Here is a 14471-nt window from a genome sequence, read left to right as displayed (position 1 = left end):
GGACCTGCCTGTGCCGCGTCACGAGGAGGCCGCGTGGATCCGAGGAGACGTCACCCGCATCTGCTGATCGACCCGTCGCTGCCCGACCCGGTCTCCTCGGCCCTGGGGGCCGGCCCGCAGGCCCTGCGCGCAGCCCGGCTCGGCGAGATGCCCCCGGCCCGGCGCCCCGGGCCCGGCACGCTGTTCTTCACCGCCGCACTCCTGATGCTCGTCGCGGCGCTCACCGGCTCGGTCGGGCTGGTCTCCGCCGTGGTGCTGGTCATCCTGGTCAACGGCCTGCACCGGATGATCTCCGACCCGGAGGGCCGGCGGGAACGGCGCCGGATCCTGACGGCCATGGAGCACACCGACCGGTTCATCCTGCCCGAGGATCTCGACGCCGAGTGCGGCGCGCTGCTCCGCCGCGCGCAGGACGCGGCCGAGACGGTGCTCGGCTCCGCCGTCAACCGAGCGCACCTGCTCGACTCGATCGACAACGCGGTGACGCTCCCTGCCCAGACATGGCAGCTCGGCCGCAAGCTGGTCCGGCTGTCCGAGATGAGGGCCGAGTACCGCCGGATCGTGCCGGACCGGCCGCCCAGTGAGGTGGCGGACGCCTTCGCCCCGTACACCGGGGCGCTGAAGGTCGCCGAGCTCTCACTGACCAGGCGGGTCGAAGCCATGGAGGAGTACGCCAGGCAGGTGCTCAAGGCCGACGGCGTCTACCGCGCGTACGGGCAGTTGCAGGCGCTGGCGGAGCAGACCCCGCAGTACGAGGCGTTGATCGTCGAGACCGCCGAGGACGCGCTGACCGTACCGGATCTCGCTCGGCTGGGCGAGCACGCCCAGCAGGTCAGGAGACTGTTCGAGCAGAGCATCGACGAGGCCCGCGGCGCCGCCCGGCACCTGCTGACCGCCACCGACCTCTGACCGGGCGGCGCGGCTCACTCCTGCGCGTGGCGCGGCAGTTCGAGCGCGCGACCCATCCCCGCCCGGTTGCCCAGGCTGCGGGAGATGTCCCGCACCTGCCGGAGCACGGAGACCGCGGCTCGCAGGTCACCCGCCTCCAGGCGCGTCTCTCCGGATAGCGCAGGCTCCTGGCCATCCACCAGCGGTCGCCCTCGGCCTTGAACGCGGTGACGGCGGCGGCAACCGGACAGGACCCGCTCGACGGCCGCCCTCCGGTGGTCATCGCCGGAACCGGACGGGGTCGGCTCGCGGACGAAGACGCGGACCAGGCCGTCGGAGCCGGCGGTCAGGCGCGTTCGACGGCCCGGCCGTCCACGCCTCTCGGAGAAGAGCATGGCGCGTCGCGGCCTCCGCCCGGCTGACGCGTTCTCTCAAGATTCGTTCAGCCAGATGCCGGGCCGCCCACCGCGTCCGCTCCCGGTCCGATCGACCGGTCACCGACGGCCGGGCTGCCGGTGTGCCGGTGTGCCGCGGGAGATGGGGCGGGGGTGGGAGAGAACCGGCAATACCCCTGCAAAGGATACTTTCAGTAAGATATATGGACGCTCAGGTTTAAACGGAGCTATAGATCGTTTAACGGATATCCGCCACTCGTCCGGGGGAAGTGAGGCGGACGTTCACCAGAGATACGTTTGTGATAGAGCGGCCCCTGCCTTTAATCTCCCCAAAGGGAACGAACCCATAGGAGTGCCCATGTCCACGCGCGCCGGTCGGACCATCGGCACGCGCAACCGGGCAGCGGTCTTCATCCACACCGCGCCACTGGTCCTGCCCGTGGACGGCCCTCCCGTGGAAGACGGCGCCGTCGTCGTCCAGGGCGACCGGGTGCTCGCGGTCGGCCCGCGCCGCGCGATCGAGGCGGCCCACGGCCGCGTCGAGGCGGTCGAGTGGCCGGGTGTGATCGTGCCCGGCCTGGTCGACGCGCATCTCCGGCTCGGCGAGGGCACCACCGCGCCGTTCACCCACGGCGTCACCGCGGTGGGCGGCGTCGCCGGTGACCTGGAGACCGCTTCCGCGTTCGGGGAGACCGGCCTGGGTGGCGTGACCTACCTGGAGACCCGGTGCGAGAGCGAGAGACGCTGGGAGGACGAGGGACGCGACCGGCTGATCACCGCGATCCGCGAGGTGGACCACCCCGGGGCCGTCGGCATCGCCGCGCACTCCCCCGACCCCGCCGTCATGGAGGATCTGGCCGTCCTGTCCATGACGTTCGGCCTCCGGCTCCACGTGGAGCCCGGCCGCCACCCCGTCACGTTCCTGGACGAGGCGGGAGTGCTCGGCCCCGGCTGTCACATCGCCGTCTCCAGCCCGCTCGACGAGGCGGACCGCAAGCTCCTGCGGCTCCGCGGCACGGTGATCGCGATCTCCTCGCCGTTCGCCGCCGAGGGGCTGCTCGACGGGGAGAACGCCATCGCCGTGGGAACCCGCACGGGCGGCGACCCGCTGGCGGCGGCCCGCGCGCTCGCCCGCGACCCGGAGCTCGACCGGCTCCTGGTCGAGGCCGTGACGCTGGGCGGCGCCCGGGCCCTGGGCATGGCCGAAGGACCCGGCCGGCTGGGCTGCCTGGGCCCCGGCAGTCGCGCCGACTTCGCGGTGTTCGCCGTGGAGGCCGACCGGTCGACCGCCTACAGCGCTCTGCTCCGCGACGGCCCGGGACGTTGCACGGCGACGATCGTGGGCGGCCGCCTCCGCTGGCGCCTCGGCGACGCCCGGGACGCCGACACCAGGCTCCCGGCCTGACACCCCCGGCGACCGGAAACGGACCCACGTCCAGAGCGGGCCCACGTCCAGAGCAGGTTCACATTCAGAGCGGGCCAGCGCTCAGAGCAGGTTCACATTCAGCGCAAGTCCACATTCAGAGCGGACCAGCGCTCAGAGCGGCCCGCCCGGCCGGGCCGGTGACCGGGGAGGTGGCGCCGGCTGGGCGTCCACCAGCTCCAGCAGTTCCCTGAGCCTGTCCCGCTGCCCCGCGGTGAGCACGGAGAACAGCTCCTCGGCGACCTGACCCCGAGCCTCACGCACCCGCGCGTAGCGCTCCAGCCCCTCGGGGGTCACCACGAGCAGGGTGGAACGGCGATTGGCCGGGTCGACCTCACGGCGGACCAGGCCGGCCTCCTCCAGCGCGTCGATCACCGGGGTCACCGAGCGCGGCACGATCCTCAGCCGCTCGGCGAGCTGCACCATCCTGAGCGGCGGATCGGCGTCGACGATCGCCCGGAGCGCCCGCGCCTGGCCCGGGCTCAGGCCGAGCGGGCCGAGCCGGTCCGCGTACCCGCGCCGCAGTCGGTGGCCGACGCCGTGCACCAGCTCGGCCAGTTCCTTCTCCACAGCGCCGAACCTATCCCAGTGCCCACCGCAGCCCAGTGCCCACCAGACCCCGATGCCCACCGAACCCCGGTGCCCACCGCAGCCCAGTACCCACCGAACCTCGGTGCCCACCGGAATGAATGAGAGGTAACCTCCGTTTGAGAGAACATCAGAGAGGAGCTCCGTGACGAACCAAACCGGAAGCACCGTACGACACGAAAACCCGCATATGAACGACGAACCCCGGGCGCCCCTGCGGCGCGTCGTCGGCCTGTTCCGCCCCTACCGGGGCCGACTGGCCATCGTGGGCGGCCTCATCGGGCTGTCCTCCCTCATCTCGCTGGCCTCCCCGTTCATGCTCCGCGAGGTCCTCGACGACGCCATCCCCAACGGCAGGACCGGCCTGCTGACGCTGCTGGCCCTCGGCATGGTCGCGGTCGCCGTCACCACGAGCGTGCTCGACGTCGTCCAGACGATGATCTCCGCCGAGGTCGGCCAGCGCGTCATGCACGACCTGCGCACCGCCGTCTACGGTCACCTGCAGCGCATGTCCCTGGCGTTCTTCACCCGCACCCGGACCGGCGAGGTGCAGTCGCGCATCGCCGGCGACATCGGCGGCATGCAGCAGGTGGTCACCTCCACCGCCGCGTCGATCGTCTCGAACCTGACGACCGTGGTGGCGACCGTCGTGGCGATGCTCGTGCTCGACTGGCGGCTGACGGTCGTGTCACTGCTGCTGCTCCCCCTCTTCGTCGGGATCAGCCGCAAGGTCGGCCGGGAGCGCCGGAGGATCACCTCTGAGCGGCAGCGGAAGCTGGCCGCCATGTCGGCGACGGTCCAGGAGTCGCTCTCGATCAGCGGCATCCTGCTCGGCCGGACGATGGGCCGCGGCCCGGAACTGGCCGGGCGGTTCGCCACGGCCTCGGAGGAACTCGCCGGTCTGGAGGTACGCGCCGGGATGGCCGGACGCTGGCGGCAGTCGACCATCCAGATCATCATGGCGGCCATGCCCGCGATGATCTACTGGACCATCGGGCTGGCCCCGGTCGTCTCCATCGGCACCGTCGTCGCCTTCACCACGTTGCAGGCGACCCTGTTCCGCCCCGCCGTGTCGCTGCTGCGGCTCGGCGTCGAGGTGCAGAGCTCACTGGCCCTGTTCGCCAGGATCTTCGAGTACCTGGACCTGCCCGTGGACATCCACCCCGGCCCCCGGACGCTGGCGCGCGTGCGGGGCGAGATCCGCTTCGAGCACGTCCACTTCTCCTACGGCGACACGCCTGCCCTGTCGGACGTCGACCTGACCGTCCCGGCCGGCACGACGCTGGCCCTGGTCGGCGAGACCGGCTCGGGCAAGACCACCCTGAGCTACCTGCTGCCCCGCCTGTACGACGTGACCGGCGGCAGGATCACCATTGACGGCGTGGACGTGCGCGAACTGACCTTCGAGACCCTCGCCGAGACGGTCGGCGTGGTCTCCCAGGAGACCTACCTGTTCCACGCGTCGATCGCCGACAACCTGCGCTTCGCCAAACCCTCCGCCACCGACGAGGAGATCGCCGGGGCCGCGCGGGCCGCCCGGATCCACGACCACGTCATGTCGCTGCCCGACGGCTACGACACCGTGGTGGGCGAACGCGGCTACCGCTTCTCCGGCGGCGAGAAGCAGCGCCTCGCCATCGCCAGGACGCTGCTGCGCAACCCTCCCGTACTGATCCTCGACGAGGCCACCAGCGCCCTCGACACCCGGACCGAACGCGCCGTCCAGGAGGCCCTGGACACGCTGTCGCGCGGCCGGACCACCATCATGATCGCCCATCGGCTTTCGACGATCCGCGAGGCCGACCAGATCGCGGTGCTCGACCGCGGCCGCGTCGCCGAACGCGGCACCCACGAGGAACTCCTCGCCGCCGGCGGCCGTTACACCGCCCTCGTCGACCGCGACCGGTCCCTCGCCTCCGCCTGACGACGACCCGCGCGGGCCCAGGTGACGGCGGTCGCCCTCCCGGACGGGCCTCGGGCGTACCCCTCACCGCAGATCTAACAAAGTCCTTAAATTCCCATACGGAACACCGGAACCGCTTGCGCCGTCCACAGAGGTGATGTTCTTCTCTATGAAGATCGTTCCTTTCACAGTGGTCCGCACCTGCTGTGCCGAGCATGGGCGGTGGGGATGGATTTCCGGGTTCTCGGTTGTGTGGGCGCCTATGACGACGGGGTTCCCGTCGGGCTCGGCGGCCCACGCCAGCGCGCGGTGCTGGCGCGGCTGCTGGTCGCGCGCGGAGCGGTCGTCTCCACCGACACACTGATCGAAGACCTGTACGGCGACGCCCCTCCGCCGAGCGTGGTGGGCACGCTCCAGGCATACGTGTCCAACCTGCGCCGGGCCGTCGAACCGGGACGCCCCCCGCGTACCCTTCCGCGGCTGCTCATCGGACGGCCGCCCGGCTACCTGCTCGCCACCACGGACGTCGACGCGATCCGGTTCGCCGAACTGGTCGACCGGTCGGAGTTCCGGCCGCCCGAGGAGGCGTTCACGGACCTGGAGGAGGCGCTGCGGCTCTGGCGCGGGGTGCCGTACGGCGAGTTCTCCGGGGAGCTGTGGGCGTCCTCCGAGGTCAACCGCCTCTGCGAGCTGCGGCTCACCGCGGTCGAACGGCGGGCCCAGGCGCAGCTGGACCTCGGCCGCCCGCACGCCGCGATCGCCGACCTGGAGGCCGAGACATCCGCCAACCCGCTGCGTGAGCGGCTGTGGTGCCTGCTGGCGCTGTCCCTCTACCGAACCGGGCGGCAGGCCGACGCGCTGGCCATGCTGCGCCGGGCCAGAGACCTGTTCGCCGACCAGCTGGGCCTGGATCCCGGCCCCGAACTACGGACGCTGGAGGACGCCATCCTCCGGCAGGCCGAATCGCTCATGCTCGTGCCGCCCGTCCCCGTCCTTCCCGTCCCGGTCGCCTCCTCCCCCCGCCGGCGGCTCCCGCACGGCCGGGAACGACAGCTCGCGGAGCTGAGGACGTTACTGAAGCGAGGGGACCTGACCACCGTCGCGGTGGGCGGGGAGCCTGGCATCGGCAAGACGTGGCTGCTCGAGACGTTCCGCCGGGACTGCGCCGACTCCGGTCACCTGGTGCTCTGGGGCCGCTGTCCCGAGGCCGAGGGCACCCCGCCGCTGTGGCCGTGGCTGCAGATCCTGCGATCGCTCGCCCGGATCTGTCCCCCGCCGGACCGCCAGGCCCTGGCCGGGCTCCTGGACGACGAGCCACCCGCCGGGACCACCGAGGCGGCGCGGCTCCGCCGTCACAAGGCCATCGCCGACTGGCTGACGGCCGCCGCACTGAGCCAGCCCGTGGTGATCACCCTGGACGACCTGCACTGGGCCGACATCGCCTCGCTCAGGTTGCTCGGCGACGTGGTCGCGCTCATCGAGGACTCGGCGGGCCCCACCCCCATCACGCTGGTCACCGCCTTCCGCGACGGCGCCGACCGCTTACCCCTTGAGGACGTGCTGGGACGCCTCGCCCGATACGACCTGTTCCACCTCCGCCTCACCGGCCTCGAACCCGGTTCCATACAGATCATCTCCAAGGAGATGGGCGTCGAGATGGACGAGTGCACCGCTCGCCGGGTGACCCGGCGTACCGGGGGCAACCCCCTGTTCGTCCGGGAGACGGTGCGGATGCTCGCCCAGGGAGGCACGCTGAACGCGGTTCCGGGTGCGGTCGCGGATCTGATCCGGCGCCGGCTCGCCACGCTCGGCACGCGGGCCGGTGACGTGCTCGCGGTCGCCGCGGTGATCGGCAGGGAGTTCGATCCCGACGTCGTCTCCCGGGTGTGCCGGGCGGAGGCGTACGACTCGCTGGACCAGGCCACCCGGGCCGGGCTGCTGGTCCCCCACGCCAGCCCCATGGCCTTCGTCCACGACCTGGTGCGGGAGACCCTCCTGGACGGCATCCCCCCGCTGCGCAGAGCGAAGATCCACCGGGAGGTGATGGCCGTCCTCGCGACCCGCCCGGGGGTGGACGTGAGCGTCATCGCCCACCACGCGGTCGAGGCCGGTCCGACGGCGTACGACGAGGCGGCCCGATGGTCCCGCGCCGCGGCCGAGCAGGCGTCCCTGCGCCTGGCCTACGAGGAGGCGGCCCTGTGGTGGGGCCGGGCGGTGGAGGCCCACGGCGCCTGCTCCAGCGATCCGGTCGATCACGTCGAGCTCCTGCTGCGGCAGGTCCGCGCGCTACTGGAGGCGGGGGACGCGCTCGGCGCCAGGAAGGCGCGGGCACAGGCCATACGCGTCGCCGACCGCGCCGCGGAACGTGGCGGCCCCGCGCTGGTCGCCCGCGCGCTGACCGCGCTGGACGCCCCGTCCGTCTGGACGCTGCGCAATCCCTACGAGGAGGTGGAGCTGCGCCTGGTGCACCGGTTCGAGGTCGCGCTGGCCTCCCTGCCCCCGGGTGACAGCACCGAACGCGCGCGGTTGCTGGGCGGGCTGGCACAGGAGCTGTACGACGGGACCGAGAACCCGCGCTGTGACTCCCTGTCGGCCGCGGCCGTGGAGACGGCCCGCCGGCTCGGCGACCCGCACCTGCTGATGCAGACGCTCAGTGCCCGGCAGTTGTCGCTGCCCCAGTCGACCCACTCCCGGGAACTGCTGGAGATCGCCACCGAACTGCTCGACCTGGCGTCGCGCACCCGGACGCCGGGATTCGAACTGCTCGCGCAGATGCTGTTCACCCACCACAGGCTGGAACTGTCCGACGTGGCCGGGGCGGACGAGGCCGCCGCCTGCTGCGACGCCATACTGGAGCGGCTCCCCCTGCCCTGGCCGTACTTCCAGCACACCATGTGGCGCGCCGGTCGGCTGGCCCTGGCCGGTCGCTTCGACGACGCCGAGGCCCTCTACGGCGAGGCCGAGCAGCGGGCCGGGGGAATCGGCATGTGGTACGCGGGCGCGGTGGTGGCCACCGGGCGGATCCTCCTGCACTACCAGCGGGGCTCCATGGCCGACACCGGCCCGTTGATCGACTCGATCACCGGCATCCACCGCACCATGGACCACGACGCCCGGATCCTGCAACTGTGCGCGCAGGGGCGTACCGCGGAAGCGTGGAAGCTGGCCGAGAGCGGCTGGCCGTCCCCGCCCCGTGACTGGTCCTGGCTGACCATGACCTGCCTGCAGGGGGCGGCCCAGGCGGCTCTCGGCGACGTGCCGGCCTGCCAGGTGAGCTACTCGGCGCTGCTGCCGCACAGCGGCAAGATTTCGGTGGGCTCCGCGATAGCCCCGATAGGGCCGGTGGACTGGTTCCTGGCGCTGCTCGCCTCCGCCCTCGGTGATCACGGAACCGCCACCCGGCATCTCGTGGCGCTGGTGCGCCAGACGAGCCGGACCGGCCTGCCGGCCTGGCGGGAACGGGCGATGACGGCGGCCGGGTTCATCTCACCGACCTGGTGGAGCACTCCCCTGCGGGAGCCGGGTCACGTGCGCTGACGGCGGCCGGGGCGTGCGTCCCGGCCCCGCGGACGATACGGGGGCAGCGGGGTGGACGGGGTCCGTTCGCAGTCCTAGCGGTCCCTAACGACCGCAGGCCGCTTCCAAGCGGTCCCGGTGATCCTGGGAGGTCAAGGCCGCCGGTGCCTCCGGCCCGGAGTGAGACGGGCCGGGGACGGCGGCCGGCGCCCGGGGACGTGCCCCGGCACCCCCCGTCTCAGGAAGGAGAACCTCGTGGAAATCGACATCGCCGCCCTCGACATGCTTCCGGCCTCCGAGGAGAGCCAGTTGCAGCCCTGCTTCGGGACGTGTTTCGACTGGACGCGCTGCGTCACGACCTACGTCTGGTAGCCGGGCCATCGGTGAACACGGTCATCGGACCGGCATACCCGGGTACGGGGGCATTCCCGGATCATCCTCCGGGATCCCGTCGGCCGCGCGGCATTCCGGTGGCCGTGCGGCATTCCGATGGCCGTGCGGCATTCCGATGGCCGTGCGGCGTGACCGTCCGAAGCACGACAGAGCCATAGGACGTGGCCACGCGAAGGCGTGACGGCGGCGCCGGGTCGTCGCCGTCACGCGAGCCCGCCCTGCGGTGACCCGGCCGCGCGTGACGGCGCATGGCGCCATGGTCCACCGGGCCGCCGTCGCCCGCGGGTGCGTCACCGGGGATGGTCGGGGCACCGGACGCGGCACGCCCCGGCTCCCTGGGCTTCCCGGCGCACCTCCGCCTGCTCCGGTCCCCTCCGGTTTTCCCGGCACGACCGGCCCGACCAGCCAACCGGCACGACCGATCCGCCGACACCCCGGCACAATCGATCACCGGCCCCTCGGCACGACCGATCCGCCGGCATTCCGGGCGGGGAAACCCGACTAGAGCAACGCTCCAAGTCATTCGCAAGCGGCCCTGACGATACTGCGGGGCGATGAAACCGTCCCGTCCCACCCTCCCTGAGACGCGGAGACCCCGGCTCGGCGCCACGAATCCCATCGCGCGTTTCGGCACCGCATCCACATATTCCGGCACCGCACCCACGGGTTCCGACCCCCCGTCTCTCCGTGGAACCGGCCGGACGCCTACCGCATGAAAAACCACCAGGAAGCCATATTAAAAATGTCATTATCCATTAAATTACCAAAACGAGGTATTATGGGGAAACTAATGACTCAGTATGAAATGGCACTGGAGTCCGACCGGCGGCGGCTCATCGACGACCCGGCGGTGGCGCAGGTGCTCTCCCCCTCCTGCGACGAGCGGTCCTTCGTCCGATGGATGCTGCGCCACAGCGCCTACGGCGCCCACATGACGCATGACGCCGAGCGCTGGATCTCCGCCCCGGCCGCGCAGCACGGCCTGCCGGGTGCGAACGAACAGCACGGCCTGCCCGACACGGACGGGTCGCGGGAGCCGGCCAGGACGCGTGCCCCGGCGGCCGGGTACGGCCGGATGCTGGCCGACGCCCGCGCCACGGCGGCCTGGTGGGCCGAGCGCTTCAGCGAGGCAGGGGCACTCGACACCGACGCCCTGCTGGCCACGGCCCCACCGGCCAGCGTGGCGTTCTACACCCGGCTCCGGGAGAATGTGATCTCCGGCCCCCTCCCGTTCGCCCAGCTGGCGATCTGGTACGAGGTCGAGCGGCTCTCGGTCACGGTCGGCCCCGCCCTGGTCGCGAACTGCCGGCGGATCTTCGGAGCCGACCGGGCCTGCTACGCCTTCCTGGCCGAACGCGTCGAGTTCGGCGCCGACTACACGGCCTTCAGACGGCGGCAGGTCGACGCCGCCCTGACCGCCTCCCCGTCCACACTGGACGTCATGATCAAAACAGGTAAGACCGCTCTCGCGGCCTACGCCTCACTCATGACCGAGTGCTGGGAACTGGCCCAGGCGGACCTGCGATCCGGCGAGGCCGACACGTGAGACCTCCGGGCACGGCGATCACCTCTCGCGGAGACGTCGGGGCCGGGTGGAGCGGGCGGCGGTCGATGCGGCGGTGGACGGTCACGTGACCGGTGACCGGCTCTCTTCCCGCTCCGCGCCGTCGTCGTGCCAGTGACCGACCAGGTCGGCGTACAGGGGCGAGCGGGCCAGCAACTCCTGATGCGTTCCGGTGAGCGTGCGCGTGCCGTCCATCAGCAGGACGCGCTGAGCCCTGAGCGCGGAGCTGATGCGGTGGGCGATCACGATGAGGGTGCCCTCGCGGGCGGCGAACGCCGTCTCCGCCAGATGTTCGGCGGCCGGGTCGAGATGGCAGGTGGCCTCGTCCAGGACCACGACGCGCGCGGGCGAGGCGTGGACCCGGGCCAGCGCGATGAGCTGCCGCTCCCCCGCGGAGAGGGCTCCGGGATTCTCGATCGTGGCCTGGAGCCCGCCGAGCCGCTCGACGAGCGGGCCGGCGCCCACCGCGTGCGCGGCTTCGAGCAACCGGGCCCCGGCCTCGGCGCCGTCGGCATCGACGTCAGCGTCGGCGTCGGCGTCGGCGTCGGCGTCGGCGTCGGGACAGAGGTAGGCGAGGTTCTCCCTCACCGTACCGGCGAACACGTACGCCTCCTGCGGCACCAGCGCCGTCACCCGCCGCAGATGACGGCTAGACACCGCGTGGAGCGGAAGATCACCCAGCCATATCCGGCCGCCGGTGGGACGCCGGAGCCCGGTCAGCAGCAAGGACAGGGTGGATTTGCCGATGCCGCTGGGGCCGACCACGGCCAGATGCTCGCCTTCGGCGACGGTGAGATCCAGATCGCGTACGACCGGGGTGGCCTGCGGCGCGTAGGCGAAGCTCAGGCCCCGGGTGCGCAACCGGTGACCGGCCGGGGCCGTGACCGGGTGGGACGCCGGGCAGGGCGGGATCGCGGCGCCGGTCGGAAGCGACGGAGCGGCCACGGCGGACGATCCAGGTGGGGGCCCGGATGTCGGGGCGGCCACCGTGGACGATCCGGACGAGAGCGCGGGTGACGGGGTGATCGTCTCCGCGAGCCTGCTCAGGGTCACGGCGAGGGTGACGCCCCAGGTCCCGGCGACCCCGACGAGCGCGCGCAGGGCCGGATCGAGACCGGTGACCAGGTAGGTCGCCACCCCGACGACCTCCCCGGCACTCAGATGCCCTTCACGCACCAGGAACGGGGCTGCGACCAGCAGGCCGACCAGAGGGAGCTGCGCGCCGAGCAGGACGACCAGCCGCCGCCCGGCCCCTGCCCAGGCCAGCGACCGCATGGCCGCCGCCTGCGCCGCCACCGCGGCCCGCACCGTCGCGTGAGCCTGCCGGTCCGCCCCGCAGGCGGCGATGTCGCGCAGTCCCGCCAGGATCGGGCCGGTCCGGACGGTCAGCGTCTCCTCCGCGAGGATGAGCGCGCGTTGGCGCACCACGAGCACGCGCAGTAGCCGGACGAACACCAGCACCGCCACCGCCAGGGGCACCACGGCCAGGACCGCCGCCACCGGCGACAGCACCAGCAGTCCGGTGAGCGCGGCGAGCAGGGAGACGCCCAGGGCACGGGTGCTGCGCAGCAGTGCCGACACCAGGTTGCGCACGGCCTCCACCTGAGCGGTGAGGCGGGTGACGGCGGCGGTGTCGGGCGGTTCGGCACCGTCGGCGGCACGGGTGACGACGGTGGTGACGACGGCCGTCACCAGATCGTCACGGAGCGGCTCGACCACCGCGGCCAGGTGGGGGAACATCGCCCGCGTCGCCACAGCCCGGACGACCATGCCGAGACCCAGCACGCCGAGCCAGGCCAGGCCGGCGCCGGGCCGTCCGGTGAGGAAGCCGTGGTCCAGGGCCATGGCGATGAGCCACCCGGACAGCAGGCTCGGCAGTCCTTCGATCAGGGACCACACGGCGGCCACGGCCAGGGCCCGGCGACGGGGACGCAGCAGGCCCAGCAGCAGGCGCGGCCCGTCACCGGCCGGGAATCGGTCGCGTGCGCGCGACGGCCCCGCCGCGCCGGCGCGGAAGATTCCGGCCCTCCGCCCGGCCGCCTGCCCGGACCGCGGGCGGGTCACGGGCCGGCGGGGCATGGTTCCTCCTCGGGGGACGTCCGGACGGCGGGCTCGGTCCCGGCGGCGAACAGGGCCCGGTAGTCCGGATCGCGCCAGAGCTCCCGGTGGGTGCCGTGGGCGCGTACCCGGCCGCCGTCGAGCCAGACCACCAGGTCGGCGCGGGCGGCGGTGGCCGCGCGGTGGGCGACGAGCAGCCGGGTGCGTCCGCGCATGCCTTCCACCAGCGCGTGGGTCACCTGGGCTTCGGTCGCGGTGTCGAGGCTGGAGGTGGCGTCGTCGAGCACGGTCAGCCGGGCCCGCCGGACCAGGGCACGGGCCAGGCCCAGCCGCTGGATCTCACCGCCCGACAGCGGGGCGGCGTGCGGCGGGGTGGCGTACCCCGCGGGGAGACGTCGCACGACGTCGTCGATGCGGGCGGCGCGCGCCGCCTCCCGCACGGCGTCGTGCCCGGTGTCGGGAAGGCCGTAGGCGATGGCCGAGGTCAGGTCGTCGCCCAGCAGCACCGGACGTTCGAAGGCGTAGGCGACGGCGCCGCGCAGCGCGTCGGGGGCCAGTTCCGCCAGGGGCAGGCCGTCGAGCAGCACCTGCCCGCGGTCGGGGTCGATCAGGCGTCCGGCCAGCAGCGCCAGCGTGCTCTTGCCCACGCCGGAGTGCCCGACGACGGCGGTCAGCGTTCCGGCGGGGATCTCCAGATCGACGTCGTCCAGCAACGGGGCGCCGTCTCCCGCCACGGTGACCCCGCGGAACGACAGCGTGCCGGGACCGTCGGCCGGCGGACGGGTTCCGGGCGTCATGGCGGGCAGGGCGAGCACCTCGACCACCCGCCGGGCCGCGGAGCGGGCGTGCGCCACGCCCAGGAGCGTGTCGCTCTGCTCGACGAAGATCAGCGCCAGCGCGGTGTAGCCGGCCACGGCCATGAGCTGTCCGGGCTCCAGGCGACCGTCCGCCACCCCGATCCCGGCCACGGCGAGCACGCTCACCTCGATGAGCGGCAGCAGCAGGGAGATCTGCCACACGCTGCGGGCCTGCACCCGCCACAGGGAGTGCCCGGCGGCCGACAGCTCCGGCAGCGGGGCGAGCACCCGGGTGATCTCCCGGTCGGCGGTGCCCGAGGCCCGCACGGTGCGGATGCCGGCCAGGGTGTCGGTCAGGCGTGCGGCCAGACGCCCCTGGGCGTCCTGGTAGCGGTCGTACAGATCCGACACCCGGCTGACGAACAGGCGCAGGACGACGAGCGCGACGGGCACGCCGGCCAGAAACGCCGCCCCCACCCGCCAGTCGATGACGAAAAGCGCGGCGAGACCTCCGATGGAGGTGAGGATCCCGGTCATGGCGTGCAGCAACGTCACCGGCACGTATCCCACCGTGGTGGTGTTGCTCACCAGGCGGTTGACCAGCTCTCCGGCCGGCAGCCCGCGGGCCCGGGCGACGTCGAGCGAGAGCACACGGGTGGTGAGGCGCAGGCGCAGGGCTTGCGTGGCGGACGCGGCGGACGTCGCACCGGCCACCACCGAGACGACCTCGGCCCCCGCGGCCAGGGCCAGGACGAGGACCAGTGCCGCGACCGTGCCGTACGCGGGCTCGCCCGCCAGCACCGCGTCCACGGCGGCGGCCAGGACCGCCGGCAGCGCCAGTGCCGTGGCGGTCGCGACGATCGTGCCGACGGCCGTCACGGTCAGCGGTGCCCACACGCCGCGCACCACGGAACGGAGAAGACGGTCACCGTTCCTGTGTCTCGCT

At 72.8% G+C, this 14471-nt stretch carries 10 protein-coding genes; 6 read left to right on the top strand and 4 right to left on the bottom strand.

Translation table 11 applies throughout. From position 1 onward, the window contains the following. Nucleotides 1–33 precede the first annotated feature (33 nt). On the top strand, nt 34–909 hold the full coding sequence (locus tag F4562_RS26600) for a hypothetical protein (protein WP_184544608.1): 876 nt from the start codon (nt 34–36) through the stop codon (nt 907–909). A gap of 14 nt (nt 910–923) precedes the next feature. Here the strand turns inward: F4562_RS26600 and F4562_RS26595 are convergent, their stop codons facing one another. Next, nucleotides 924–1088 (bottom strand): hypothetical protein, encoded by a 165-nt coding sequence (locus F4562_RS26595; protein WP_184544604.1) that lies wholly within the window; start codon nt 1086–1088, stop codon nt 924–926. Between the two features lie 553 nt (nt 1089–1641). Between F4562_RS26595 and F4562_RS26590 the strand changes: the two genes are divergently transcribed. Beyond that, nucleotides 1642–2688, top strand: a complete 1047-nt coding sequence (locus F4562_RS26590; RefSeq protein ID WP_184544602.1) for an amidohydrolase family protein — start codon at nt 1642–1644, stop codon at nt 2686–2688. A gap of 132 nt (nt 2689–2820) precedes the next feature. Here the strand turns inward: F4562_RS26590 and F4562_RS26585 are convergent, their stop codons facing one another. Next, nucleotides 2821–3387, bottom strand: coding sequence for a MarR family winged helix-turn-helix transcriptional regulator (locus F4562_RS26585; protein WP_311734138.1), 567 nt, complete (start codon nt 3385–3387; stop codon nt 2821–2823). Between the two features lie 97 nt (nt 3388–3484). On the opposite strand from F4562_RS26585, the gene F4562_RS26580 reads away from it, so the two are divergent. From F4562_RS26580 to F4562_RS26570, 4 genes are all read left to right on the top strand, one after another. After that, entirely contained in the window at nt 3485–5218 is a 1734-nt protein-coding gene (locus tag F4562_RS26580) for an ABC transporter ATP-binding protein (RefSeq protein ID WP_184544600.1), read from the top strand. A gap of 231 nt (nt 5219–5449) precedes the next feature. Next, on the top strand, nt 5450–8734 hold the full coding sequence (locus F4562_RS26575; protein WP_184544598.1) for an ATP-binding protein: 3285 nt from the start codon (nt 5450–5452) through the stop codon (nt 8732–8734). Between the two features lie 234 nt (nt 8735–8968). Beyond that, on the top strand, nt 8969–9085 hold the full coding sequence (locus F4562_RS36460; protein ID WP_221207457.1) for an ALQxL family class IV lanthipeptide: 117 nt from the start codon (nt 8969–8971) through the stop codon (nt 9083–9085). An 811-nt stretch (nt 9086–9896) separates the two neighbouring features. Beyond that, on the top strand, nt 9897–10652 hold the full coding sequence (locus F4562_RS26570) for a hypothetical protein (protein WP_184544596.1): 756 nt from the start codon (nt 9897–9899) through the stop codon (nt 10650–10652). Nucleotides 10653–10733: 81 nt separating this feature from the next. Here F4562_RS26570 and F4562_RS26565 read toward each other — a convergent pair whose 3' ends face one another. Then, nucleotides 10734–12749: an ATP-binding cassette domain-containing protein gene (locus tag F4562_RS26565; RefSeq protein WP_184544594.1), complete on the bottom strand. Its 2016-nt coding sequence runs from the start codon at nt 12747–12749 to the stop codon at nt 10734–10736. Then, nucleotides 12731–14434 (bottom strand): ABC transporter ATP-binding protein, encoded by a 1704-nt coding sequence (locus tag F4562_RS26560; protein ID WP_311734137.1) that lies wholly within the window; start codon nt 14432–14434, stop codon nt 12731–12733. The genes F4562_RS26565 and F4562_RS26560 overlap by 19 nt, the downstream gene beginning before the upstream one ends. Nucleotides 14435–14471 lie beyond the last annotated feature (37 nt).

This window comes from Streptosporangium becharense (assembly GCF_014204985.1).
GTDB lineage: Bacteria > Actinomycetota > Actinomycetes > Streptosporangiales > Streptosporangiaceae > Streptosporangium > Streptosporangium becharense.
Note: the sequence above shows the minus strand (reverse complement) of the source record. Positions and strands in the feature narration are given on the sequence as shown.

What these genes read in the sequence shown, in the direction of transcription:
- F4562_RS26590 (WP_184544602.1), top strand. Translation starts at nt 1,642, where the DNA reads ATGTCCACGCGCGCCGGTCGGACCATCGGCACGCGCAACCGGGCAGCG.
- F4562_RS26580 (WP_184544600.1), top strand. Translation starts at nt 3,485, where the DNA reads ATGAACGACGAACCCCGGGCGCCCCTGCGGCGCGTCGTCGGCCTGTTC.
- F4562_RS26570 (WP_184544596.1), top strand. Translation starts at nt 9,897, where the DNA reads ATGACTCAGTATGAAATGGCACTGGAGTCCGACCGGCGGCGGCTCATC.
- F4562_RS26565 (WP_184544594.1), bottom strand. Translation starts at nt 12,749, where the DNA reads ATGCCCCGCCGGCCCGTGACCCGCCCGCGGTCCGGGCAGGCGGCCGGG.